The 24,621-nt window shown below is 53.4% G+C and carries 15 protein-coding genes, 1 pseudogene and 1 CRISPR repeat array; of the genes and pseudogenes, 12 read left to right on the top strand and 4 right to left on the bottom strand.

Going from position 1 to position 24,621, the window contains the following annotated elements; genetic code table 11:
• Positions 1-59: 59 nt before the first annotated feature.
• On the top strand, positions 60-2,810 hold the full coding sequence (leuS, locus tag G7Y44_RS04230; protein WP_241159174.1) for a leucine--tRNA ligase: 2,751 nt from the start codon (positions 60-62) through the stop codon (positions 2,808-2,810).
• Between the two features lie 163 nt (positions 2,811-2,973).
• On the opposite strand, the gene G7Y44_RS04225 is transcribed toward leuS, so the two are convergent.
• The gene (locus G7Y44_RS04225; protein WP_165247829.1) at positions 2,974-4,191 is read right to left on the bottom strand and encodes a diphosphate--fructose-6-phosphate 1-phosphotransferase; all 1,218 of its coding nucleotides are present in this window, start codon (positions 4,189-4,191) and stop codon (positions 2,974-2,976) included.
• A 169-nt stretch (positions 4,192-4,360) separates the two neighbouring features.
• On the opposite strand from G7Y44_RS04225, the gene recJ reads away from it, so the two are divergent.
• The 4 genes from recJ to G7Y44_RS04205 all read left to right on the top strand — a co-directional run bounded on the left by recJ (position 4,361) and on the right by G7Y44_RS04205 (position 11,631).
• Positions 4,361-7,750, top strand: coding sequence for a single-stranded-DNA-specific exonuclease RecJ (recJ, locus tag G7Y44_RS04220; RefSeq protein ID WP_165247827.1), 3,390 nt, complete (start codon positions 4,361-4,363; stop codon positions 7,748-7,750).
• Between the two features lie 23 nt (positions 7,751-7,773).
• Positions 7,774-10,182 carry a RelA/SpoT family protein gene (locus G7Y44_RS04215; RefSeq protein WP_165247825.1) on the top strand — a complete coding sequence of 803 codons (2,409 nt, stop codon included), beginning with the start codon at positions 7,774-7,776 and terminating at the stop codon, positions 10,180-10,182.
• A gap of 50 nt (positions 10,183-10,232) precedes the next feature.
• On the top strand, positions 10,233-10,901 hold the full coding sequence (locus G7Y44_RS04210) for an MBL fold metallo-hydrolase (protein ID WP_165247823.1): 669 nt from the start codon (positions 10,233-10,235) through the stop codon (positions 10,899-10,901).
• Positions 10,902-11,001: 100 nt separating this feature from the next.
• Positions 11,002-11,631: a DUF47 domain-containing protein gene (locus G7Y44_RS04205; protein ID WP_165043144.1), complete on the top strand. Its 630-nt coding sequence runs from the start codon at positions 11,002-11,004 to the stop codon at positions 11,629-11,631.
• A 135-nt stretch (positions 11,632-11,766) separates the two neighbouring features.
• Here the strand turns inward: G7Y44_RS04205 and G7Y44_RS04200 are convergent, their stop codons facing one another.
• The 3 genes from G7Y44_RS04200 to G7Y44_RS04185 form a co-directional block, all read right to left on the bottom strand.
• Positions 11,767-12,732, bottom strand: coding sequence for a trimeric intracellular cation channel family protein (locus tag G7Y44_RS04200; protein WP_165247821.1), 966 nt, complete (start codon positions 12,730-12,732; stop codon positions 11,767-11,769).
• A complete protein-coding gene (locus tag G7Y44_RS04195) occupies positions 12,720-13,709 on the bottom strand; it encodes a zinc dependent phospholipase C family protein (RefSeq protein WP_165247819.1) in 990 nt (329 codons plus the stop codon). The genes G7Y44_RS04200 and G7Y44_RS04195 overlap by 13 nt, the downstream gene beginning before the upstream one ends.
• 1,011 nt (positions 13,710-14,720) lie before the next feature.
• Positions 14,721-14,897, bottom strand: a complete 177-nt coding sequence (locus G7Y44_RS04185) for a hypothetical protein (protein ID WP_165046170.1) — start codon at positions 14,895-14,897, stop codon at positions 14,721-14,723.
• A 326-nt stretch (positions 14,898-15,223) separates the two neighbouring features.
• Between G7Y44_RS04185 and cas9 the strand changes: the two genes are divergently transcribed.
• The 7 genes and pseudogenes from cas9 to G7Y44_RS04150 all read left to right on the top strand — a co-directional run bounded on the left by cas9 (position 15,224) and on the right by G7Y44_RS04150 (position 24,609).
• The gene (gene cas9 / locus G7Y44_RS04180) at positions 15,224-19,480 is read left to right on the top strand and encodes a type II CRISPR RNA-guided endonuclease Cas9 (protein WP_165247815.1); all 4,257 of its coding nucleotides are present in this window, start codon (positions 15,224-15,226) and stop codon (positions 19,478-19,480) included.
• Entirely contained in the window at positions 19,452-20,348 is an 897-nt protein-coding gene (gene cas1 / locus G7Y44_RS04175) for a type II CRISPR-associated endonuclease Cas1 (protein WP_371807457.1), read from the top strand. The genes cas9 and cas1 overlap by 29 nt, the downstream gene beginning before the upstream one ends.
• A 41-nt stretch (positions 20,349-20,389) precedes the next feature.
• Entirely contained in the window at positions 20,390-20,698 is a 309-nt protein-coding gene (gene cas2, locus G7Y44_RS04170) for a CRISPR-associated endonuclease Cas2 (protein ID WP_165247811.1), read from the top strand.
• Positions 20,695-21,360: pseudogene (csn2, locus tag G7Y44_RS10540) on the top strand (type II-A CRISPR-associated protein Csn2); the annotation flags it as partial. The gene cas2 and the pseudogene csn2, both read left to right, overlap by 4 nt.
• A 73-nt stretch (positions 21,361-21,433) precedes the next feature.
• Positions 21,434-22,195: a CRISPR direct-repeat array (repeat unit 36 nt; unit sequence GTTTTGGAGCAGTGACATTCTGACTGGTACTCAAAC).
• An 88-nt stretch (positions 22,196-22,283) separates the two neighbouring features.
• The gene (locus G7Y44_RS04160) at positions 22,284-22,727 is read left to right on the top strand and encodes a MarR family transcriptional regulator (protein ID WP_165247809.1); all 444 of its coding nucleotides are present in this window, start codon (positions 22,284-22,286) and stop codon (positions 22,725-22,727) included.
• 87 nt (positions 22,728-22,814) lie between these two features.
• Positions 22,815-23,180 carry a hypothetical protein gene (locus G7Y44_RS04155; RefSeq protein ID WP_165247807.1) on the top strand — a complete coding sequence of 122 codons (366 nt, stop codon included), beginning with the start codon at positions 22,815-22,817 and terminating at the stop codon, positions 23,178-23,180.
• 142 nt (positions 23,181-23,322) lie between these two features.
• Complete coding sequence (locus G7Y44_RS04150; RefSeq protein WP_165247805.1) at positions 23,323-24,609, top strand: MFS transporter; 1,287 nt, start codon at positions 23,323-23,325, stop codon at positions 24,607-24,609.
• Positions 24,610-24,621 lie beyond the last annotated feature (12 nt).

The following is a 24,621-nucleotide window of genomic DNA, read 5'->3' as shown; positions in this document are numbered from 1 at the left end:
CAAGACTGCTACAATGGCACCTGCGATTTTACCCCGTTACAACGCAAGGAAGAGCGATCATGAAAGCTTATAATCCGCACGAGATCGAACCTCGCTGGCAGCAGGCCTGGGCCGACGCCGACCTGTATAAGGTGACGGAAGATCCTTCGAAGCCGAAAAAGTACGTGCTCGAGATGTTCCCGTATCCCTCGGGCGACATTCATATGGGGCATGTGAGCAACTACACCTATGGTGACGTGGTTGCGCGGTATTCCCGGATGCGCGGGTACAATGTGCTGCATCCTATGGGTTGGGATGCGTTTGGCCTGCCAGCGGAAAACGCCGCCATCAAGCACAAGAGTCATCCCGCGAAGTGGACATATGCGAACATCGACACGCAAAAGGCAAGCTTTAAGCGCATGGGGTTTTCTTATGACTGGGACCGCACCGTGGTGGCGTGCGACCCCGAGTACTACCGCTGGGGGCAGTGGATCTTCCTGCAGTTCTGGAAGCGTGGGCTGGTTGAGCGTCGCAACTCGCCGGTGAACTGGTGCCCGAGCTGCGCTACGGTGCTCGCAAACGAGCAGGTTACCGAAGGCCGCTGCTGGCGCTGCAACTCCGAGGTTGAGAAGCGCGATCTCACCCAGTGGTACTTCAAGATTACCGACTACGCGCAGGAGCTGCTCGACGATCTCGATCAGCTGGAAGGCTGGCCGGAGCGTGTGAAGCAGCAGCAGGCGAACTGGATCGGTCGCTCGGAAGGCGCCGAAGTCGATTTCAAATTAGTTCCGCTTGCCCTGACGGGACAAGCGGAACAGGCCGACGCTGCGACTTTCTGTGGCACCCAATCTTGCCATGCTGACGAAGGCTCGCCTACCGAAGTAGGCTTCGCCTCCGCCAGCCCGTCAATCTCGGGCACCACAGAAATCCTCGCTGACGCTACGAACGACCAGGGCGACCAAAACAATCCAAACGATCAGAACAACCAATCCTCCTGGGAAACCATCACCGTGTTCACCACGCGTGCTGATACGTTGTTCGGCTGCAGCTTTTTCGTGTTGGCTCCCGAATACAAAGGCTTGCGCGACTTGGTAGCGGGTACCGAATATGAAAAGCCTGTCATGGAGCTCGTGGAGGCTGCGGCAAAGGTAAGCGCCGTGGAGCGCGCTCAGGGCGATCACGAGAAGCACGGCGTGTTTACGGGCCGCTACGTGGTGAATCCCATCAACGGTGAGAAGGTGCCTGTGTGGGTTGCCGACTACGTGGTGGCCGACTACGGTACCGGTGCAGTCATGGCCGTTCCCTGTGGTGACCAACGCGACTTCGAGTTCGCTCGCAAGTACGACTTGCCTATTATTCCGATTATCTTAGGTGAGGATGACCCGCTGTATCCCCAGCTCAAAGACGAGCAAAACCGTGCAGTTACCACGGTTGATTGGGAGTGCGCCTATGCAGCCGAGGGTATTCTTGTGCAGTCCGGCCCTTACACGGGGCTTGTGGGCGGCAAGCACTCGCCGGCCGAGGAAGCCGTAGTCGCCGAACTTGAGCGGAGTGGCACGGGCCGTCGTAAGGTGGAGTTCCGTCTGCGCGACTGGCTTATTTCCCGTCAGCGCTATTGGGGCAACCCTATTCCTGCCATCCATTGCCCCACGTGCGGTGTGGTACCCGTTCCCGAAGAAGACCTGCCGGTGCGTCTGCCTGAAGACATCGATCTGGCCGCTGGCGAAACGCTTGCTACACACGAGGGTTTCGCGTCCTGCACGTGCCCTGTCTGCGGAGGGGTCGCACGGCGCGAAACCGACACCATGGATACGTTTACGTGTTCAAGCTGGTACTACATGCGTTACACCGATCCACACAATGCGCAGGCACCGTTCGATCCGGAAAAGACCAACGCATGGATGCCGGTTGACCAGTATATCGGTGGTATCGAGCACGCCATTTTGCACCTGTTGTACAGCCGCTTCTTCACGAAGGTGCTGCGCGATATGGGAATGCTCTCCTTTGATGAACCGTTCACCAACCTGCTGTGCCAAGGCATGGTGCTTGATTCGAACGGCGAGGTTATGAGCAAATCGAAGGGCAACGTGGTGTCGCCTGAGGAAATGATCGCGAATTACGGTGCCGATGCGGTACGTGCTACCATGCTGTTCATGGGTCCGCCCGACAAGGAGAAGCTGTGGAACGAAGACGGCCTGGCGGGCATGTATAAGTTCCTGAACCGCGCCTGGCGCACTGTGTGCGATCTGGTGGGCGAGGCAGGCGACGATACCCTGTTCAGCGGCACTGAAGCCGACAAGGACGCCACACATGCGGCCATGGACGAGTTGCGACGCGAGCGCCATCGCGTGGTGGGTAAGGTTATTGAAGACTTCGAGCGCAACAACTTCAACACCGCCATCGCGGCGATCATGGAACTCGTGAATGCTGCTGGAGCATTTCTGCGTGCAGCTTCGCCCGAGCGCCGGTTGGGGTGTGAGAAGGCAGGTTCTTTCAGCCGCGAGGTGGCCGAGGTGTTGGTGAAGCTTATGGCGCCGATTGCGCCGCACTGGGCTGAAGAGCTGTGGCAGACAGCGCTGGGGCACGCAGGGATTTCCGTACACACCCAGGCGTGGCCCGAGTTTGACCCCGATCAGGCCAAGGCCGACGAGGTGGAGCTTGCTGTGCAGGTGAACGGCAAGGTGAAGGCCAAGATCACCGTTGCCGCCGACGCCGCCGAGGATACGGTGAAGGACGCCGCGCAAGAGGCCGTTTCGCGGGCGCTTGAGGGCAAAAACGTCGTGAAGGTGATCGTTATTGCAGGTCGTCTGGTGAACATCGTGGCGAAGTAAGCGGCTCGTTCACGCTGCTGCTCGTTTACGCTGTTCTACGATATCAACGATAGGGACCCGGCTGTAATGGCGCGGGTTCCTATCGTTGTGCCAGAGCGTGTCAGAGACGCCCACTGTCACACGCTGACACATTTTCTTTTGATCGGCATGCGTCGTGAGTGCGTTATCTCCGGCTGAATGGCGGCAGCGTTGCAGGTATGCCGCCTTCCATGATGAGCTTCGGTTCGCCTTCGATCAGCGGACGGAAGTACGACAGCGCCTCGTCTGTCACGCCGCGGTAGTCGGGAAGAATCCACTCGGTAGGAAAGTGACGCACGTAGTTGGCGAGCTCGCGTGCGGGTCTGGCAAAGAAGCGAGCGTTGTATTCGCCAGCTGCAATCTCTTCGGCTGAGCGTGGGGCCACGCCCACCACTTGTGCGGTGAAGTCGGGGTGTGCACTGCGCATGTGGGCACTGAGCCCCAGCTCATACGCTTCGGTAACATCAACCAAACTTTGTGCGAAGTTGCTCGACCGCGCGGCGCGTGACAGGTCCTGAACCAAGCCGCGTGGCGCGATGTGCGCGTCGATAATCATCTGCTTGATAACGGCTCCAGCGCCCCCGAGCACCGCATGTGAGAAGCCGTCATCTTCGCTTTTGCCTGCAGAAACATACGTTCCATCTGCGTAATGCGCTCCTTCAGACACCACGATGTAGCATTCGCCTTTTGCTTCCATACATGCTTTTACCTGGTCAAGGAACGAGTCGCGGTCGAAATCAACTTCGGGCAGCACTACCAGGTCAACGTCGCCAGTGACGCAACAACTCGCCGCCAGCCAGCCGGCGTCGCGTCCCATGGTTTCTAGTACGAACACTTCAGGTCGTGTATATGCGGCGTAATCGAGAGCGGTTGCATGCACGATCTGATTCGCCACTTTTGCCGCGCTGGCAAATCCGGGGCAGTGGTCAACGTTCACGAGGTCATTGTCGACCGTTTTCGGTATTCCTATAAAGCGCTTGCCCGAACCATGGGTGATGGAGTATTCCGCCATTGCAGCCACGGTGTCCATCGAGTCGTTGCCGCCGATGTAGAACATCGCGTCGATATTGGCGTCATCTAAGACATTGAGTAGTCGCTCGAAATCGGCAGGGTTGTCGCGTCTCATCTTGTACCGGCACGTTCCCAGTGTGGATGAGGGTGTTTGTTCGAGTAGGTCGAGCTCATGGCTGGTCAGATTTGTCAGGTCATACAGCGCTCCGTTCAGCACGCCTTCGATACCACCGATGCCGCCAAACACGCGGTCGTAGATGGGGTTGAGCTGGTTTGCTCGGATGACGCCCGCCAAAGTGGCATTGATGACGGCGGTTGGTCCGCCCGATTGCGCGACGAGACAGTTTCCCATAGGCATTCTCCTGTTCGTAAGGTTCGCTTTGCTTTGCGGGTGTAAAGCGAAGGCGAAACGCGTTCGCTTACAGGGTACCCTAATCGGCGAGTAATTCGCGATGAAATGCAGGGAGGGTTGTGGGACAATAAGGCCAAATGACGTTTACAGCATGTGAGGCGCGATTACCATGTCGGTTCAGTTTAGCATTAAGTCGGCCGATTCGGCCGTCGTTCAGTTGATTCATCGCGAGTTGGGCATTCCCCGGTTTGTGGCGCGTGTGATGGCTTCGCGCGGCATTCGCACCGTCGAAGATGCCAAACGCTTTCTCACGCCGTCGCTCGGTCGCGATTGGCTCGATCCGTATAGTATTCCCGGTCTTGCCGCTGTTGCCGACGCGCTTGAGAGCGCCATGCGTGCTGGCGAACGCATTTTGGTGTTCGGCGATTTCGACCTTGACGGTATTTCGGCTACCACGGTACTTACGCGTGGACTGCGCTGCTTAGGGGCCGATGCTGTGCCGTTCATTCCGCGGCGTTTCGAAGAGGGTTACGGTCTGTCGCAAGCGTCTATCATGCGCGCGTGCAGTTTCGGACCCGACTTTATTGTAACGGTTGACTGCGGCATCTCCTGCAAGGAGGAAGCCGCCATGATCGTGGATGCTGGCTTGAAATTTGCTGTTACCGACCACCACGAACCCTCCGAGTCGGTACCCGTTGGTGTGCCGGTTGCCGACCCAAAGATCGGAGACGATTGCCCCAGTGCCATTCTGGCAGGCGTTGGCGTGGCACTCAAGCTCGTGCAGGTGCTAGGCGCGCGCTTTGGGCAGCCACACCTGTGGCGCGAGTTTACCGACTTCGCCACGTTAGGCACAGTGGCCGATCTCATGCCCATGCGTGACGAGAACCGTGCGCTCGTTGCTGACGGTCTGGCTCGTATGAACGCGCATCCGCGCCCATGTATCGCGGCGCTTTTGGAAACGAGCGGTGCGGCCGGTAAGCAGGTAACCTCAACCAACATGAGCTTTTCCGTGGTGCCGCGCCTGAATGCGGCAGGACGTATGGGCGACGCGCAATTGGCACTCGACCTGCTGATGACCGATGATTTCGAAGAAGCTCACCGTTTAGCCGAGCGGCTCGAAGCAGTGAACGATCAGCGCCGTGCCATCGAAGCCGAGCTATCGGAAATTGCCAAGGCTGAAGCCGAAAAGACCTACCATGGGCAGCGGGCACTGGTGGTGGCGGGCGAAGGCTGGCATGAGGGCGTTAAGGGCATTGTTGCAAGTCGCCTGTCGAAAGCGTACGGCGTGCCGTGTTTGCTGTTTACGATCGAGGATGGCGAGGCTCGTGGCAGCGGTCGCAGCGTGGGTACGGTAAACTTGTTCAAGGCAGTGGAAAGCGTATCTGATCTGTGTATTCGCTTTGGTGGGCACGAGGCGGCAGTGGGTGTGACGTTGCCAGCCGACGTGTTGCCTGAATTTGAGCGGCGCTTGTGTGCGTACATGGATGCGCTTCCTGCTGACGATTTCCACCCACTTGTCGAAATTGATGCTCGCGTGGAGCTTGATGAGCTCACGCTCGAAGGTGCACAGCAGCTGAACATGCTGGCTCCGTTTGGGCAGGAGCGCAAGTCGCCGGTGTTTTTGGCGAGTAACGTGACGCTGTCGAACTGTCGGGCCGTGGGCGCAGAAAAGAACCATTTCTCCTGTACGCTGTCGGATGGTCGAGGAACGGTTTCCGGTATCATGTTCCATTGCTCGAACATCGACACGCTTATGCACACTGACAGCGTGGTGAATGCCGCATTTGAGGTGCAAATTGACGAATGGCGTGGTCGGCGCAGTGTGAAGGCCATGTTGCAGTCACTTTCCCCCGCCCGCGCATGTGCGGCGCTTGAAGCGTGTCTTGACCCCGATAACCTGAATTTCGTGGCCGATTTGTACGCCATGAGCGATGTCGACTTGTGTACCGATCATCAGCACACTCCTGAAGAGGTGGAAGCGTACGAATCAGCGCAGGAACGTCGCCGAGCTATTTGGCGGCGTACTGCTGATGCCGACCCGCAGGGTTTGGAGCGCGCCGTGGTGCACGCCATTATTGGCGACGCGAAGTTGCATCCCGCACAAAGGCGCATCCTCGACCATTTGGGGCAAAATGTCTCTACGCTTGCTGTTATGGCGACAGGCCGTGGCAAGTCACTCACCTTTCAGGTGCATGCCGCCACGCGTGCATTGCGCGATGGCGAGGCAAGTTTGTTCGTGTATCCGCTACGAGCACTTATCGCTGATCAGGCATTTCATTTGCGCGCTTCGCTTGAATCGTTTGGTGTTGGCGTGGCCACGCTCACGGGGGAAAGCACACCCGAGGAACGGCGCCGCTCCTTTGATGGACTGGCGGATGGCTCGATCGATGTCGTGCTAACTACACCGGAGTTTCTTGCCTGGCACGCCGACGAGTTCGCTGCCGCGCGTCGCATTCGCTTCGTAGTAGTGGACGAAGCTCACCACATCGCCCTTGCTCGCGCCGGACAGCGCAGCGCGTATGCGAACTTGGGGTCGTCGGTGGCTAAGCTTGGCGACGTCGTGGTTTTGGCGCTCACTGCAACGGCTGACGATGTGGCAGAGGCCGCTATCATGCGTGAGCTTCCCATTAAGGAGCGTGTGTTCGATTTCTCCGATCGCCCGAATCTGCGAGTTGTCGACAAGCGCAACTGCCGAAACCGCGACGACTACCTAGCGAACCTCATTGCGCAGGGGCAAAAGACGCTCATTTTCGTAAATTCCCGCGAGCGCTCAGTCGCTGTGGCGCGCGCTCTTCGTCGCCGCGTGCCCCAGTTGGCACCGATGATTGGTTTCTACAACGCGGGGCTCTCGCGCCTTGAGCGCAAGCGTATTGAGGATTTGTTCCGCACCGGGTCGCTGTCGGTACTGGTGGCTACGAGCGCGTTTGGTGAAGGTGTGAATATCGCTGACATTCGGCACGTGGCACTGTACCATTTACCGTTCAATGAGATCGAGTTTAATCAGATGAGCGGCCGCGCTGGTCGCGATGGCAAACCAGCATTTGTGCATCTTCTATTTAGCCGGCAGGACTGCTCCATAAATGAGCGCATCTTACATGACATGACGCCCGATCACGATTGCATGGCGCAGGTGTATCGCCGTCTGCGCGCGATGCAGCGCGAGTGCGGGGCGGGGTCCTTTGCGGTGGGTAACGCCGATCTTGCCGCGGCGGCGAGTACCGACGCATTTCCGGTAAGTGCGGCTGCGGCGGCGTGTGGAGTTGCGGTATTCCGCGAGCTAGGACTTATTGAAACCCATACGACGCATGTTGCCGATGGCGTTGCACATGCTATCCGCGTGATTGACACGAAGAATAAAGTCGAGCTCACTGACAGCATCCGCTACCGTGAGGGCCTCGATGAGCGCGAAGTGTTCCATGCATTTCGCGACTGGGTTATGAGAAGCGATCGGGATGCCGTGCACGGGCGCATATCGAGACCGATCATGCCTAACGATGCACGCAGCTTCGATGATGACGAGAATTCGGGTGGATGCAAAACCCCCGGTGCGCTACGATAGGCGCTGCGAAGGAAGGAGCGCGCATGGACGCATCGAACGACCGCGAAGAGCTGCTTGGCGAAGCCGCGAAGCAAGCTGTGAAGCCAACACCTGGCATCGTAGCAGAGCATCACGACGACATGATCGGGCGCGCACATGTTGCGCAAAAGGCGTTTGCTACCGACGTCAAAACCAGGCTGGCCTCGAACGGCTCGCCCGAAGAACGTTTCGCCGAATTACAGCGCTTAACAAGAATCTATCTGTCCGAGACCGACGAGGCGCTGCTCGAGCGGGCATTTCGCTTCGCCTCCGAGGCACACGAGGGTCAATGCCGCAAGAGCGGCGAGCCCTTCATTGCACATCCGGTGGAAGTTGCCATCATTTTGTCCGATTTGCGCATGGATGTCGAAACGCTGTGCGCGGCGCTGCTGCATGATACGGTTGAAGATACCGACGTGACAAGCGAGCTGGTAGCGAAGCGCTTCAGCCCCCAGATATCCCAGCTTGTCGATGGCGTGACGAAAATCACGCGCATTGAGGTGGAAAGCCTATCCGATAAGCAGGCGGCGACCATCCGTAAGATGTTTGTGGCCATGAGCAAAGACATCCGCGTCATCGTCATCAAGCTTGCCGACCGTCTGCACAACATGCGTACGCTCGGCGCGCTGCGTGAAGACCGACGCATCTTCAAGAGCCGCGAGACGCTGGAAATCTACGCGCCTATTGCACACCGGCTTGGCATCAACTCCATTAAATGGGAGCTTGAGGACCTGGCGTTTTTCTACCTTGAGCCCAACAAGTTCAAGCAGATATCGCGCATGGTTACCGAAAGCCGTGCCGAGCGTGAAGAATACCTAGCGCTTGTTATTGGCGTACTGCGCGGCGAAATGGACAAGGTGAGCATCGATGCCCAGATTATGGGGCGTCCGAAGCATTTGTGGTCCATCTACCAGAAGATGACGCGCAAGGGAAAGGGATTCTCGGAAATTTACGACCTCATAGCCGTGCGCATCATCGTGAAAACGGTGAAGGATTGCTATTCGGCGCTCGGCGCGGTACACACCCTGTGGCATCCCATGCCTGGACGCTTCAAAGACTACATTGCTATGCCCAAGTTCAACATGTACCAAAGCCTGCACACCACTGTTATCGGACCTGCGGGTCGTCCGCTTGAGGTGCAGATCAGAACTGAGGACATGCATCACGCCAGCGAGTATGGCGTGGCGGCTCACTGGCGCTACAAGGAAAAGGGTGCCTCTCGCGACGCTGCGATGGATCAGCAGCTTGCGTGGTTGCGCCAGATGATTGACTGGCAAGACGACACACAAGACTCGCGCGAGTTCCTGAAAGACTTAAAAGTCGACTTGGCACCGAGCGAAGTGTTCGTGTTCACGCCGAAGGGTGAGGTCATGAACTTGCGTGCGGGATCAACCCCGATCGATTTCGCCTATGCTATCCACACCGAGGTAGGAAATCACTGCGTTGGTGCGAAGGTGAATGGCTCAATTGTGCCGCTGTCGTACGAGCTGCAGCTGGGCGATCGTGTGGAAATTCTCACGCAGAAAAGCGCCACTCCATCGCGCAACTGGTTGAATATGGTGAAAACTACCTCGGCGCGCCATAAGATTCGTGCCTTCTTCAGTAAAGCGAGTCGATCGGACGATTTGCAGGAAGGACACGACCGTCTGGTCCGTGAAATGCGCAAGCATGGGTTGGGCATTTCGAACGCTCAGGCAACACGCGCCGTTAAAGGTGTCGCCGATACGCTGGGCTACAAGGATGATGAAGACATGCTGGTAGCCATCGGCACCGGTCGTGAGAACCCTCAGGCTGTGGCGAATCGCCTGCTGAAGATTCTGGTTGATCGCGGGTCAGAGTCGGGTGAAGAGGTACGTATTGCCAACTCTGCCATGTCGACGGGAAAGATGCCACCCATGCTCACTAGCGTGAAGCGGCCCAAGCGACACGAAACACATGCCGACAACGGCATTGTGGTGCGTGGTGTTGATGACGTACTGGTGCGCTTGAGTCGGTGCTGTAATCCTGTTCCGGGCGACGAGATACTCGGGTTCGTGACGCGTGGTCGCGGTGTTTCGGTGCATCGAGCCGACTGTCCGAACGCAGTTGATCTCAAGCGCTCGCCGGAACGTATCATCGAAGTGTCGTGGGAAAACGATTTGCCGCGCAATACCTCGTACAAGGTTGAGGTGTTTTTGGAATGCCTTGATCGCACGAATCTGTTACGCGACGTGGTGGTTGTACTCAGCGACATGGGGGCGAATGTCTTGTCGAGTTCGACCACGTCGCATCGCGACAGCATGGTTGAGATGCGCTTTTTGTTCCAAGTGTCGGATATTAACAGCATCGAGATAGTGCTTGACAAGTTGCGCCGGATTGAGGGCGTGTTTGACGCACGCCGCATGGTTCCCGGTGTGTCGAAGAAGGCAAAGTAAGGCGCCGATGCGCGGGATGCGCCCAAGTGTTTGTAACGGAAAGGATTGCAATGCCGAGGAAGTACGCGATTGAGAATACCTGCGTTGACGTCGCATATCAGCGCACGGGTTATTTGGAAGTTAATACGTACCAGATAAGCGATGGGGCAGGGCTTATGGTGGTCGATCCGGGTGGTCAGGCCGACGCTATTATTGAAGCAGCGGGTGGTGTGCCCATCGACGCTATCGTGCTCACTCACTGGCACGCTGATCACGTGGGTGCCGCGCGCGAACTTCGCGAGAAGACCGGGGCTATAACCATCGCTTCGGCGGTTGATGCGCCGCGTATTTCGGGAGACGTTGCCCTTCCTGAAGGCCATGTGAAGGCCGATCCATGCCCGGTTGACCATGTGGTTGAGCATGGCGACATCTTACAAATTGGTAATATGGCCTGGAAGGTTATCGCCACGCCTGGTCACACGAAAGGCGGTATTTGCTTGTATCTCGATCCGCAGTTCGGAGTACACAAGCAAGGGAAGCCGGTACTGTTGTCGGGTGACACGCTGTTTTACGGAACCATCGGTCGCACCGATTTCGACGATAGCAGTATGGATGACATGCGAGTATCGCTGAAGCGGTTGGCGGCGCTGCCTGATGATACCATCGTGCTTCCTGGGCATAACTACTACACCACCATTGGTGTGGAAAGAAAGCGCGTGTTCGCGGCATTTGCCCAGTAGTGTGTCAAATTGTCACCTTACGCGGTTTTTACGTTTCAAAGTGCGCTACACTTGAGTTGCGCGTTATTTGAACGCGGGCTTTAAGGAGAAAGGCGCTGCTATGGCTAAGAAAGACAGGTTTGACTACTTCGACGCATTTGAGCATCAGGCGAAGCTCGCAGTTCAAGAGGCCGAGGTGCTTCTCGAAGCCATCGAGAACTTCACCACTGCCGACAAGTTGCAATCGGTGATAGATAAGGCGCATGAAATCGAGCATCAGGGCGACGAGATTAATCATGCGGTTAGCAGAAGTGTGGCAAATGACTTCATCACGCCGTTCGATCGCGAAGATCTTCTCGCGCTTGCTCACAACCTCGACGGTGTTATTGACCTTATTGAAGACGTTATCCTGCGCTTCTACATGTACGACATTCATTTCATGCACGAACATGCGATTGACTTTGCGAAGCTTATCAAGAAGAGCTGCCAAGCGGTTGAAGAGGCTATGGGTGACTTCCGCAACTTCAAGAAGTCGAAGCACTTCAAGAAGCTTATTATCAAGGTGAACGACTGTGAGGAAGAGGGCGACCAGCTCTATATCGATGTCATCCGCAGCTTGCACACTGAGGATCGTGATGAGCCAATGCGCGTGCATGTGTGGTCGCAGATCTTCGAGCGCATGGAGCGTTGCTGCGATGCGTGCGAAGACGTGTCAAACATCATGGAAGACGTCATGTTGCGCAACGTGTAAACTCTCAAGGCTCACATAAGCTCTTTGATAGTTACCATGAGGGCGGGTGCTTCACAAATGGAAGCGCCCGCCTTTTACTGTGCGGCGCAAGGTCGCAAGGAAAACACTGATCAAGGCCAGCTTACTCAGTGTTTCCTAGCGTTTTGAGGCGTTTACCTGGTGATGCTTCTCGTAGAGCTCTTCGAGGAAGCTACGCAGCTCGCCGCGGTCGACGCTTATCAGGTCGCTTTCGATACATTCTTCTTCATCGGGGCAGGACATCGATTTATTCTTACCGCTTTGCGTGTTGTTCTCAGTATTCTTAGGGATAACGGTTACCTCGTCAACCTCGAACTGCGTGACCCACTGCTGCAGGCGCGCCGCGATTTTGCCGTAGGTGCTTAGCGACTTTTCGCGGGCGAGTTTTCCTTTCGGCGGGCGTGCCTTCTGCGCGGCGATAACTACCGGCTTCGTGATGGCACGTACTACGATGCCCGAATGGTCGCGGGCGGTTTGCGTGCTCCAATTGAAATACAGCGCGGCGTAGCGCAGCACAATGACCAGAATCACGCATGAGGTGGCGGCGTATTGTTCGAGCAGGTGATTCTGCTTCATGAGCGCAAACACCGTGGCTCCCACGAGCGCTGCCACGGAGTACAGTGGGCCTGCTTGAAACGTCGACGGGGGGCGTGTCATGCAGATGTCACGCACAACACCGCCGCCGATTGCGGTTATCATGCCCAGGATGATGGCAGGCACCACCTCTTGCCCGGCCGACAGCGCTTTTCCTGTGCCCAGTACCACGAACAGGGCAGTTGACAGGCACTCGACGAAGTCGGTGATAGGATTGAAATACGTGACCAACCTGCCCAGGTAGAACACTACCAAGCCCATAATCACACAGGCGAGGATGAGTGTGGGTTGCTGGAACGCGTAAATGCCGTAGTTTTGTAAGAACACGTCGCGGATCATGCCGCCGGCAAGCCCCGTGACAATAGCGAGACACACGACGCCGAAAATGTCGTAATGTGCGCGTACCGCCGCCATGGCACCGCTGATGGCGCAAAACACCGTTGCGGTGAGTTCTAGCCAGTAGGGGATGGCAAGCACTACCTCGAGCATGCATCCTCCTTCGCGGCGATAGGTTCGACGCTGGTGATGTAGGCGGCTGCGGGTTCACCCGAGAAGTTCAACTCGCCGGTGAGCGCACGGGCTTCGGCTTCGCTGAAAGAGGGGCTTTCGAATGCGACAATGTTGCGCTTCGCCACATGAAGGGCCTGATCGTACAATTCCCAAAATCCATCGGTGCTGGTGCTTCCCGTGAATGGGCACGTCCAAGGCGCATGGTCGTGATTGTCGAATGCGCTGTGCGAAAGCGCAACGTTGCGATGGCTCATGGCGCGGAAGAACGAGTACGGGCGAACAATTTCTTCGGCGGCTCCCACAATGCTGCGCTTGATGCCGGAAGGCGAGCGGAACGCACGCTGCGCGATGCGGAAATCGTGTACGGCGATAGAGAACAAGTGCTTAGGCACGCGCACGCCATAGGTGGTGCTCGCAACGAAGGCATACATGGCACTTATGATGCGCAGTACGCGTTCGCTTGCCTGCAGGATTTCGCGTGAGGGATTAAACGACGCAATGGTAAGCCCTCGTTTGGTGAACAGCACCATTTCGTCGAACTCGCTTTCGATAATGGCATGTACTTCAGAGCCGTCTTCGCGCGAAAGTCCGTGTACGCCGGCATCGCATAGGGCGAACTGGCTTGCGTAAACGAATGGGTGCATCGTGCTGTCGAGTGAGTAATGGCAGATAAACCCTAAGGCGTAGGCTCGACCGATTGCGCGGTCGTGCTCGTCAAGCTCGAAAATGGACGCCTTCAAGGCATGTATGAGTTCGGAAGGCGCATCTAGGTGCATGCGTGTGCCCAGTGTGTGGAAGCGCGCGACTGTAGGTGTGATGACACTGTAGAACAGTGGGTCGGGCCCTTGGTTTCCGAGCAGGAACGCATCCGCTTCGTCCTTCGAGCCGCCAATGAGTTGGAACAGGTCGTCGTATACATCTCGGCCAAAGAAGTCGTGGGTTATGATCGCTGGCATGTTATGCCCTCCTTGTCGTTTTTGTTCCAACAGCGAGGGAACCGCTGATTAATTTCGCCACCCCGCTCGTTCTTGACTAACAGTGAACTCTAACTGCCCCATATGCTTTTTACAAGCCCGTGAACTGGCTCTACATATTCGAGAGTTACGAGAAACACGCTAATAGCGTTAACTTAGGATATAGTTAGGATATGAAAAGTTTACAATCTCCGGCACATAAAACGCACAAAGAGCGGGGAATTCCGAAGGACACACCGCAGATTATTGAGCCCTTAATATGCGTGAGTTGAAACCGATCGGCGACACCAGCTCAACTTTCACCGCAATCCTTGTCAAACGTACAAAATATAGAGATTCACCTCATATTATTTCAAAATTTTTCTTGCATTATTATGTGGTATACCATATAATATCAAGTGCCAGGAAACGAAAGGAGGTGAAGCGATGAAAAGGGTTAGCGTGGAGCTGGCTCTGGGTGACTGGGTTATTCGTTTTAGCGTTTGGCACCGCAAGAATAACCGGAAAGCCACCCGATAGCCAAAAGGTGCCGCTTGCAAAAGCGGGCGGCACCGCTTCACCGCCCATCATACCATCGCTATAGATATGAAAACAGATGCACAGAGAAAGGCAGAGAACACCTACAGGAAAAAGAGCGTCAAGCAGCTTGTACTACGGTTCTATCCGAATGCCGAAGATGAAGCCATGTACGATTGGCTGAAATCTCAAGAAAACGTCACCGAGTATCTGAAAACACTTGTTGCAGACGATATGAAAAAGATCAGATAGACAACTTTCGTAATCGCTCTCTAACGCACGAATTTGGGGCACCGATTCCACGGTGCCCCAAATTGTCGCTAGACTACAAGCCTTTGCCCTGGATAGATTTTGTTCGGGTCAGCAATACCGTTCTTTGCCGCAATGTCTACGTAAGTTGTACCGTACTTTGCAGCGATACGAGAAAGCGTATCACCAGGCTTGACGGTGTATGTACGCCCTGCTGACACATTGCTGTTAATCACGGACATAAATATCAGCAAGTTTCACCTGGTTCGCTTTGAAAAACTCGTCTTCGTATGCATCGGGTCCATCTGGTGTTCTAAACTCAACGTAGCAGTCGCCGTTATCGAAAAGCTCGATGATGTGGCCAATCCGTCCATCGGGTACGATAACCTCGTCGTATTCCTTCATATCACACCACCTACTCGTTAACGTATATTGAAGTCAGCCTAAGCTTGCCTAATTATCGTATTCCTTCCACTGCCGATACAGCTCGTTGGACATTTCCCTTGTATGGGACAAATAATCTACGAAAGTATGGTAAAAACGTCATATACAGAGCGTAGGTTAAGAAAAGAAAAGAACCCTCGAAAGGGTTCTTCGTGAGTCAGAATATGCCACCTACGTGGCGCCTTCGAGAAAGGCATTTTTGGCTAAGCCGTATTTTGACTCGCAGTAACGTCCTGACTGGTATCAAGACGTTGCCACTTTAGCACGCAGGAAAGGAAATGGGAAGCATGAACCTGAGAAATGTTGACGAATACAGCATAGGCCTCGATATCGGAACAGGCTCCGTGGGGTGGGCGGTTACTGATGCCGAGGGCAATCTGTGCCATTTCAAGGGCAAGCCTACATGGGGTAGTCGTTTGTTTCCTAATGCTGAACCGGCTTCAGCGGCGCGTGTTCCGCGTGGCCAGCGGCGTCGTTATGTGCGAAGGCGGTGGCGTCTTGATTTGCTACAAGAGTTTTTCTTAGAAGAGATGAACCGAATCGATCCAGAATTCTTTGTGCGCCTCGGGCAATCGCGCTTGTTGTCAGAAGATCGCGAAGAAGGTCACGTAAGTTATACTTGGCCCCTCTTTAATAATTCTAACTTCTCTGAAAAGGACTATTACAAAGCGTTTCCTACGATATATCACCTGCGTGCATATCTGATGGAAACAGACGAAAAGGCAGATATCAGGCTTATCTATCTGGCTTTGCATAACATTGTCAAGCATCGCGGGAACTTCCTTCAGCAGGGCAATAAGGAGCTTTCTTCCAAACATGCAGACATGGATGCTTCAGTACAAGATTTGTGCCTTAAGCTAAGTGAATGGTGTGATGAAAAAGGCATTAGCTGCACCGCTCAGGATAATGCAGAGGCGATAGCCGAGGCTTTGGGTAATACACAGCAGTCACGCACAGCTATCAAAGAACGCATCGTTCCGCTTCTTGGAATTGCGGCACTGAGCGATGCAGACGAAGATGCGCTTGCTGGGTTTAATGCGAAGGCGGCAAAGAACATGGCAAAGGCTCTGGCTGGAGCTATTGTGGGTGTAAGTGCGGAACTTGCTCACGTGTTCTTTATCGGCGAAGAAGCGCCCGAGGACAAAAAGACCAAGATAAGCCTTTCCAAAGATGATGAGGTAGAGGATTTCGAAGCAATCTGCCCCGAAGAAGCTCGCCTGTTCTTTGACTCTATGAGAGCGGTCTACTCTTCTTATGTTCTACAGGGGTTACTTTCAGCTAATCCTGGAGGATCGCTTTCTCAGAACAAAGTAGCCGAATACAACAGGTATAAAGACCAGCTCAAGATGCTCAAAGCCCTGGTGAAGGATTATGCGCCTGAGAAGTTCGATGCTTTCTTCCGCGGTTCATTTTATCCGGCTACTGAGATGCATCCACAGAAATATATGTATGACAAGGCAAAGGCCAAGGGTTATACGAAGTACAACGAAGTGCATGGTATGACTTCATATGATGAATTCAAAAAAGAGACACAAGGTCTTTTTAAGGGTACGGCCGCAGAAGCAGACGGGCGCTATCTTCGCATGATAGAAGACTTTGAGAATGAGCGCTTTCTGCGCCGTCTTAAAACGAGCGATAATGGAGCCATCCCTTTCCAATTGCATCTTGAAGAAATGCACGCCATTATTCAAAACCAGTCGCGGTTCTATCCGTTTTTGGCTGAACATGAAAAAGAGCTGGAATCGCTTGTTGAGTTTCGCATCCCCTATTACGTGGGGCCACTTACGCAAAAGGGCGCGCGCAGAGCAGGCGACAAGCCCGACGGAGATCCGCGCTTTGCGTGGTCAATTCGCAAGCCTGGTATGGAGGATACGAAGATCTATCCTTGGAACTGGGAAGACATTATTGACAAGGATGCCAGTGCCGAGGCATTTATCCGTCGCATGACGGGCACGTGTACGTATTTGCAGGGTGAACCGGTTCTTCCTAAAAGCTCGCTGCTTTATGAAGAGTTTTGCGTGCTTAACGAGCTCAACGGGGCACGATTTACACAAGATGGAGACAAGAAGCATCGCTTCGATTATGCTGATCGCACTGACATGATGGAAGAGCTGTTCAAACAGCGCAAGGGCAAAATAACTTACAAAAAAGTATCTGATTGGATGGCGCAGAGCCCGCGCTGTCATAGTCATGTGCATGTGTCGGGTGGGCAAGGCGAAAGCGGCTTTGAGTCAAAGTTGACGTCGTATCACTTCTTCAAGGATGTTCTTGGTGTTGAGGATATCACGGGCTCAGATTACGATATGGTTGAAGAAATCATTCTGTGGAGCACTCTCTTCGAAGATCGCGGCATATTTCGCGATAAGCTCAAGACAAAGTATGGCGAGCGTTTAACAAGTGAGAAAATCGACAAAATCGTTCGTAAGCGATTTACGGGCTGGGGAAAGCTGTCGAAAAAGCTGTTGTGTGAGATAAAGGTCTCCACGGATGACGGTGAACGCTCAATTATGGATGTGCTACGTGAGGGGAATCCAAATTACACGGGTAAGTCGCATGGGAACGCCATGGTTCTTATGGAAGTCTTGCATGATGACAATCTGGAGTTTACCAAGGTAATTGATGATTGGAATAAAGAGCATCTTTTGGGTGCGGGATTGAATTTGGAAGATCTTCCCGGATCACCGGCGTTGCGTCGTAGTATCAGCCAGGCATTGCTCATTGTTAAAGAGATTGTTGATATAGCGGGACATGCGCCTGCCAATATCTTTGTTGAGGTTGCGCGTGGGGAAGATGCTAAAAAACGGGGGCAACGCACAAAAAGGCGCTACGATGCGTTGAAGGACGCCATGACAAAGCTGAAGGAAAATGCGTCTGGTTTTTGGGATAGCGAAGTATCGAAAGAGCTGGCTGAACACGCAAAGGGGAACGTCGATCTGAATGAGCGCTTGACGTTGTATTTCATGCAAGGTGGCAAGTCGTTGTATTCGGGTACGCCTATCAAAATCGAGCGGCTTTCTTCAGGCGACTATCATGTTGACCATATCATTCCCCAGTCATATATCAAAGATGATAGTTTCGAGAACAAAGCTCTGGTGTTGGCCTCTGAAAATGAAGCAAAGTCTGATCAGATGCTGATTGACCAGGGCGTTCGCAGGAAGATGGCACCGTATTGGAGGGCTCTTCACGACGCAAAGCTCATTGGAGACAAGAAATACAACAACCTTATGCGCTCAGGTATTTCTGAAAGGCAGATGAAGGGTTTTGTTGCGCGCCAGCTGGTAGAAACGCATCAAGTTGTAAAGACAGTGCAAATGCTTTTGGATGCGCAGTATCCAGAGGTGAGCATTGTGCCGATCAAAGCGGCTCTGTCTCATGAGCTGCGCGAATTTCCTGGTAAGCACAAACGAGAAAAAGATGGCATCCCACCGCTTTTCCCGAAGTGTCGTGAGGCGAATGATTTCCATCATGCTCACGATGCATTGCTGGCGGCAGAAATCGGACGCTTTATCTTGAAGCGTCATAACGATGTGTACGAGAATCCAATTCGATACGCGAAAATGCTAAGAGCCTTTGTGAAAAGGGAAGCAAACGAGGCACGTCGGGGGCATCTGCCTGGTGATTCGTCGTTTTTGATCAAGAGTTTTATGCGTCCAGGGTACGACACGGAGACAGGCGAGATTGTCATAGATGACTGGGCTCCAAATAAAGAGCTGGAACGCCTTAAGCGTTATTTTGATTGCCGCCAATGTTTCATTTCAAGGATGCCCGAAGAGACAAGCGGAGCGTTCTGGACAGCGACCATCTACTCTCCGCGTGGAGGGAAGAAAGCCCCAGGTATTTCGCTGAAAAAGGGGCTTGACCCCATGAAGTACGGTGGATATTCGGGAACCGAGTTTGCATACTTTTTCATTTATAAAGCTATGAATAAAAAGGGTGTATCCGTGCTGGAATTTGCGCAGGTCCCGGTTTCTGTGGCGTCGAGCATTACTTCCCATAGTGACGCCTTAGCTGAATACGCCCGAGGTCTTGCTAAGGAAAAGGGATTTGAGTTCGTTAAAATCGTTCGCCCAAAAATATACAAGCGTCAGCTGATGGAGTTTGACGGAAATCGCTTGTATCTGACAGGAAAGAGAGAGGCAAGAAATGCCGTGGCGGTTGCTTTCAATCGCGATGAGATGTGGACAATGCTGCGAGTCATTGAAGGAAAGCCGACTACAAGTGCAGAACGAGATCGGGTATTTCTGACAATTGTTAGCTCGCTTAAAGGGTATTCACCGAAGCTATCGCAGCTGCTTCAAATTGAGCGGCTTGAAGGTGTTTTTTCTGGATTGGGGGCGGAATCTCAGGGAGTTGTTTTGCGAGCGTTGGTTGAAGCGGCCAGTGGAGCGCGAAATATGGTGATTTTGGAATGTGCTGGGGGTTCCAAATATGCGGGGTGTATCCATCCCTCCTACAGTAACATTTTGACCAAAGGAGGTGGTATCACCTTTATCGACCAGTCTGTGACGGGAATGTTTGAAAGGCGGACGCATATTGGCCTTTAGGACGGTATTCGTAGAAAGCCCTTGTCGCTTGTCGTACAAAAGTGGCTACTTAGTGGTGCGCAAAGAGGATGGCACCGCAAAGGTGCATTTGTCTGAAATCTCAACCATTATATTGCAGACCAGACAGGTCTATATCAGTGCGTATCTTATGGCGGAACTGGCACAGAGCAAGATTTCTTTGCTGGTGAGCGACGATAAATGCAATCCGGTGGGGCAGTACTTACCCCTCTATGGAGCGCATAACACCAGTAAGCGCATAGCAGAGCAGATGGAGTGGGGCGAGCCCATCAAAAAGCGTGTGTGGCAGAAGGTTGTACGCGACAAGATTCGGGAGCAAGCGCGTTTCTTGGAAGAACGCGACTATGATCGTGAGGCAAAGACGTTGTATGGGGTTATTCCAGAAGTTCGTTCGGGGGACGTGACGAACAGGGAAGCTCAGGCGGCTCGGTTATATTTTGCGGCTTTGTTTGGACCAGATTTCTCTCGTGAGACAAACACACCAATTAATGCGGCACTGAACTACGGGTATGCCATTTTGCTTTCCATGGTTAACCGAGAGGTAACCTCTCGTGGATGCATCACGCAGGTGGGGATCTGTCATAGAAATGAGTACAACCAGTTCAATCTCACGTGCGATCTGATGGAGCCTTTCCGCCCTGCCGTGGACAGATTGGTGGTGGATTGCCTTGCGGGAGAATTTGATGCCGTCATGCGCAGACAGCTTGCCGACCTTGCAAACAAAGAGGTGTCCTATCGTGGCGGATTGTATCGTTTGGTGTCAGTTGTCTCTCAGTATGTCCAGCAATGCATCAATGCGCTCAATAAGCGAATTGCTGTAGATGACATTGATGACTTTGCCCTCATATGAGCACGACACAAAGCGATCAGAAGAAAGGGAGGGTTCGCTATATGAGACTGATTGTGTTCTTTGACCTTCCCGTTGAAACGGCACGACAGCGTAAACAATACCGACTCTTTCGTAAACACCTGATCAAGGAGGGCTACTTGATGATTCAAGAGTCGGTGTATGCGAAACTGGTGGTAAACGACAATGCGGCAAACAGCGCGATTGCGCGCTTGCGAAAGAACAGGCCGTCTGAAGGCTTGGTCCAGGTGCTGCAGGTAACGGAGAAGCAATTTGCCACTATGGTCTACATCACCGGGGGTCGCGGGGCTTATGATGAAGTGGACACCATGGAAGAGCTTTTAGTGCTATGAAAGTTTGCTTTGCAGGGATAGAGCATGCGGTCGAGATTGATTCCCAGTATGTTTCTGTTTTGCAAATAGAATCTCCAGCGTTTTTTGCGCGAATTTGTCAATCTGTTTTATCGGGAAAAGGAGAGGACTCGATAGAGCCTTATACGGTGTGGGATGATGAAGGTGAGGCAGTGAATGCTGGTGCGGCGTTCTTGCCAATAGTCAATCCCTTTGCATTACCGTGGAAACATAAGAAACTATTTGGGGGTTTGTACGCAAAGACGGTTGGAATTGCACATGAGGATGATGATCTAAGGGGGCAAATTGAAAGACTGGGTACTCAACTGAGGGTGGTGGTATCTCAGCTGGGGTATCAGATGCAAGGCGACTACGCTTTCGAGGTAGAATGGGATCTGGCCACATTTCTTAAGGCTTTTAACTTCAATGTTGAAGTGCCCGAGGATGCTTCGCTCTTTGACAATCTTATGTGCTTTGTTGAATATGCAGCTGATATGGGTTTTGACGGGGTACTTCTTTTCATCAATTTGCATACCTTTTTGGCCGAGAATGAGCTCGAATCCTTCTATGAACACGTGCTTTTTCTTGGAATTAAGGTGCTGGTATTAGAGGGAGGTTCTTCTTGTTCGGTATACTGCAAAGAAAGAAAACTGCTTATTGATCAGCGATTTCTTGAGACTTTGCTGATCGGACAGTCAGATCGTACGCCTTCTACGCAGGGAAGGATTTGCTTCAACGGTTTTGGAGCAGTGACATTCTGACTGGTACTCAAACCCTATGAACTGGGCAAATGATACCTAACCAGTTTTGGAGCAGTGACATTCTGACTGGTACTCAAACTCCACGCCGCCGCACCATGTTGTGGTTGTAGTTTTGGAGCAGTGACATTCTGACTGGTACTCAAACCTAAATCAGCATTGACGCTGGAACCAGTAAGTTTTGGAGCAGTGACATTCTGACTGGTACTCAAACGTGATTAAGTCACCAATTAGCGACGATATGGTTTTGGAGCAGTGACATTCTGACTGGTACTCAAACCATAAGTTCAAAATACCCCCTTGGTCTGGCGTTTTGGAGCAGTGACATTCTGACTGGTACTCAAACACGCCCGAAGAGCTTACCGCGCTCTGCGAGTTTTGGAGCAGTGACATTCTGACTGGTACTCAAACGGTTGGTTTTGTTTGCAAGGTAATTGGAATGTTTTGGAGCAGTGACATTCTGACTGGTACTCAAACCTAAATCAGCATTGACGCTGGAACCAGTAAGTTTTGGAGCAGTGACATTCTGACTGGTACTCAAACGAGCAATGCAAATCTAGGAGATTGAGTAGTAGTTTTGGAGCAGTGACATTCTGACTGGTACTCAAACCACCTCTTTGCGCACGCGTAACGAGGTGTTGTTTTGGAGCAGTGACATTCTGACTGGTACTCAAACGGCGTGGCAAAGCGACCAGCTCACCACATCGTTTTGGAGCAGTGACATTCTGACTGGTAATCAAACAAGGAAATCAAGCTTAAGCTTTTCGATGAAATGAAGAAGCAAGCAGGTCTCAAATAGCCCCTCACAGCGATATGAAAGGAGCATAGAGATGCTTTACGTATACGAGTTTGAAGTCTTTGAAGATGATGGGTTGTTTCTTGCCTTCCCTTATGACATGGATGGCGGCACCCAGGGTGCAAACTTTCGCGAAGTGTGTGAGATGACTGCCGACTGGCTCCAAGCAGAAATGGAGCACCGGGCAATGCATGACCAAGTATTCCCCGAACCAACATTCGGAAACAAGCCGGAACACGGCGGTCAAAACCTGGTAGTAGCCGTTAATGCTGGCAAGGACACAGTACCCCGCATGACATCTGCTGCGGCGGCACGAGAGCTTGGTATAACGCCTGGGCGTGTATCTCAGATGGTGAAGGCAGGATTGTTGGAAACCTTCGACTATGAAGGCCGCACCTGGATAACTCGCCACAGCGTGGAAGCCCGCAAGGCCGAATCCCCTAAGGCGGGACGCCCCAAGAAAGCGATACTTGCTTAAAGATGGTTCAGATACAAAGAATCCCCGCGCATATGGGCGGCAACCCTGCGCGGGGAACAGCAAACACCCCTGCCCACGAAAGCGGGTATGGCGGTGAAACGACCCGTAAGCACACGGCTTCATGAGATAGCGTGCGCCCTTATATCTGACGGGCGCGAGTGGCTTGCCGACCGTGGCGACGGGCTCCCGCTGAACACGCATGCACTCAATCGCTTGTGGGAGCCTTACTCTTTGGCAGCCGACGTTCCATTCGCCAACTTGCGCAAATCATGGCGCACTTTCGCGCAATACGATTGGGGCATCGACTACGACACTTTGGAGCTTTTAATGGGTCATAAGCTTCCCGGAGTAACCGGCACACATTACCTAAAACCATCGCCAGAAAAGCTCGCCGAAGCCCTCGCGAAGGCGTACGCAAAATCAGGCTTCCCTCGCAAAGTTCAAGCAACTTAGGATAAGTTAGGATATTTTACATTCATGAACTACAAAACACCTGGTCAGAATAGGGTTAATATTACACGAAGTTAACTAACAATTAACCTGTCGCACTGTTCCGCATACTATACAATGCGAAACCAGAGCACATAATTTTGCTATGTACGTTTCACATGATTGTCTGGAAGGACGTTCCGTGAAGGGAAAGCTAACCAAACAGGAGAAAAGCTGGATCCTCTATGACGTGGGAAATTCGGCGTTTGTTATGTTGTCAACGGCGCTCATTCCCATCTACTTTGCATCGCTTGCAGAAGAGGGCTCGTCGGTGGTGGTGGCGTGGGGCTATGCCGAAACGGTGGCCTCGCTTATTTTGGCGCTCCTCATGCCGATTCTGGGAAGTTTGGCCGACCTGCGCGGCAACAAGAAGAAGTTTTTAGTGGGAACCATCGGAACGGGTGCAGTTGCCTGTGCGGCGTTGGGGTTGCCGCAGGCGGCGTTGCCGTTTCTGATCGTGTACGTAGTGTCATCGGTTATGCTGAATGGATCAATGGTGTTCTACGATGCGTTTCTGGTTGACGCTACCACCGAAGATCGCTTCGACGAGGTGTCATCGCATGGCTATGCGTGGGGCTACATTGGTTCGTGCATTCCGTTCATCGCTAGCTTGGCTATTGTGCTCGGTGGTGGCGCGATTGGTATCGACACCGCGTTGGGTATGAAGATTGCTTTTGTACTGACGGCTGCGTGGTGGGTTGCGTTTAGTATTCCGCTGTGTCGCAACGTGCATCAGACCCACTACAAAGAGCGCACGCCAAACCTGGTGCGCGACACGTTCTCTGGTTTGTTGCGCACGTGCCGCAATATTGTGCGCGACCGAAAGTTGCGCCTGTTCATGCTCGCGTTTTTCTTCTACATCGACGGCGTGCACACCATCATTAAGATGTCTACGAGCTACGGTACCGATTTGGGCATCGATTCGACGCAGCTAGTGCTGGCGCTGCTGATGACACAATTCGTCGCGTTTCCCTCGGCTATCGCATACGGGCGCTTGTCGAAGCGTTTCGGATGTCGTCGCATGCTGATGGTTGCGGTTGCGGCGTATGCGGGTATCACGCTATTCGCGGCGTTCTTCCTGCGCACTGCCGTCGAGTTTTGGGTGCTGGCGTTTTGCGTGGGCATGTTCCAAGGCGGCGTCCAGGCGCTTTCCCGCAGCGAATTCGGCAAGCTTATTCCGAAGGAGCACGCCAATGAGTACTACGGCTTCTTCGATATTTTCGGCAAGTATGCAGCTGTTATGGGGACGTTCTTAGTAAGCGTGTTCACGCAGATCACGGGCAATTCGAGCGCAGGCGTGCTGTCGTTGGTGATCCTGTTCATCTTGGGCTTCGTGCTGCTCTGGCGGATGCCGGACACTTCAGAAAACGGTGATGTTGCGGGCGGCAACTAACAGCAACGAGCG

It is taken from the genome of Adlercreutzia sp. ZJ141, from assembly GCF_011038965.1.
GTDB lineage: Bacteria > Actinomycetota > Coriobacteriia > Coriobacteriales > Eggerthellaceae > ZJ141.
The sequence above is the reverse complement of the archived record's forward strand: the minus strand, read 5'-3'. Positions and strand labels throughout refer to the sequence as shown.

What these genes read in the sequence shown, in the direction of transcription:
- leuS (WP_241159174.1), top strand. Translation starts at nt 60, where the DNA reads ATGAAAGCTTATAATCCGCACGAGATCGAACCTCGCTGGCAGCAGGCC.
- G7Y44_RS04225 (WP_165247829.1), bottom strand. Translation starts at nt 4,191, where the DNA reads ATGGGAAACTGTCTCGTCGCGCAATCGGGCGGACCAACCGCCGTCATC.
- recJ (WP_165247827.1), top strand. Translation starts at nt 4,361, where the DNA reads ATGTCGGTTCAGTTTAGCATTAAGTCGGCCGATTCGGCCGTCGTTCAG.
- G7Y44_RS04215 (WP_165247825.1), top strand. Translation starts at nt 7,774, where the DNA reads ATGGACGCATCGAACGACCGCGAAGAGCTGCTTGGCGAAGCCGCGAAG.
- G7Y44_RS04210 (WP_165247823.1), top strand. Translation starts at nt 10,233, where the DNA reads ATGCCGAGGAAGTACGCGATTGAGAATACCTGCGTTGACGTCGCATAT.
- G7Y44_RS04205 (WP_165043144.1), top strand. Translation starts at nt 11,002, where the DNA reads ATGGCTAAGAAAGACAGGTTTGACTACTTCGACGCATTTGAGCATCAG.
- G7Y44_RS04200 (WP_165247821.1), bottom strand. Translation starts at nt 12,732, where the DNA reads ATGCTCGAGGTAGTGCTTGCCATCCCCTACTGGCTAGAACTCACCGCA.
- G7Y44_RS04195 (WP_165247819.1), bottom strand. Translation starts at nt 13,709, where the DNA reads ATGCCAGCGATCATAACCCACGACTTCTTTGGCCGAGATGTATACGAC.
- G7Y44_RS04185 (WP_165046170.1), bottom strand. Translation starts at nt 14,897, where the DNA reads ATGAAGGAATACGACGAGGTTATCGTACCCGATGGACGGATTGGCCAC.
- cas9 (WP_165247815.1), top strand. Translation starts at nt 15,224, where the DNA reads ATGAACCTGAGAAATGTTGACGAATACAGCATAGGCCTCGATATCGGA.
- cas2 (WP_165247811.1), top strand. Translation starts at nt 20,390, where the DNA reads ATGAGACTGATTGTGTTCTTTGACCTTCCCGTTGAAACGGCACGACAG.
- G7Y44_RS04160 (WP_165247809.1), top strand. Translation starts at nt 22,284, where the DNA reads ATGCTTTACGTATACGAGTTTGAAGTCTTTGAAGATGATGGGTTGTTT.
- G7Y44_RS04155 (WP_165247807.1), top strand. Translation starts at nt 22,815, where the DNA reads ATGGCGGTGAAACGACCCGTAAGCACACGGCTTCATGAGATAGCGTGC.
- G7Y44_RS04150 (WP_165247805.1), top strand. Translation starts at nt 23,323, where the DNA reads ATGTACGTTTCACATGATTGTCTGGAAGGACGTTCCGTGAAGGGAAAG.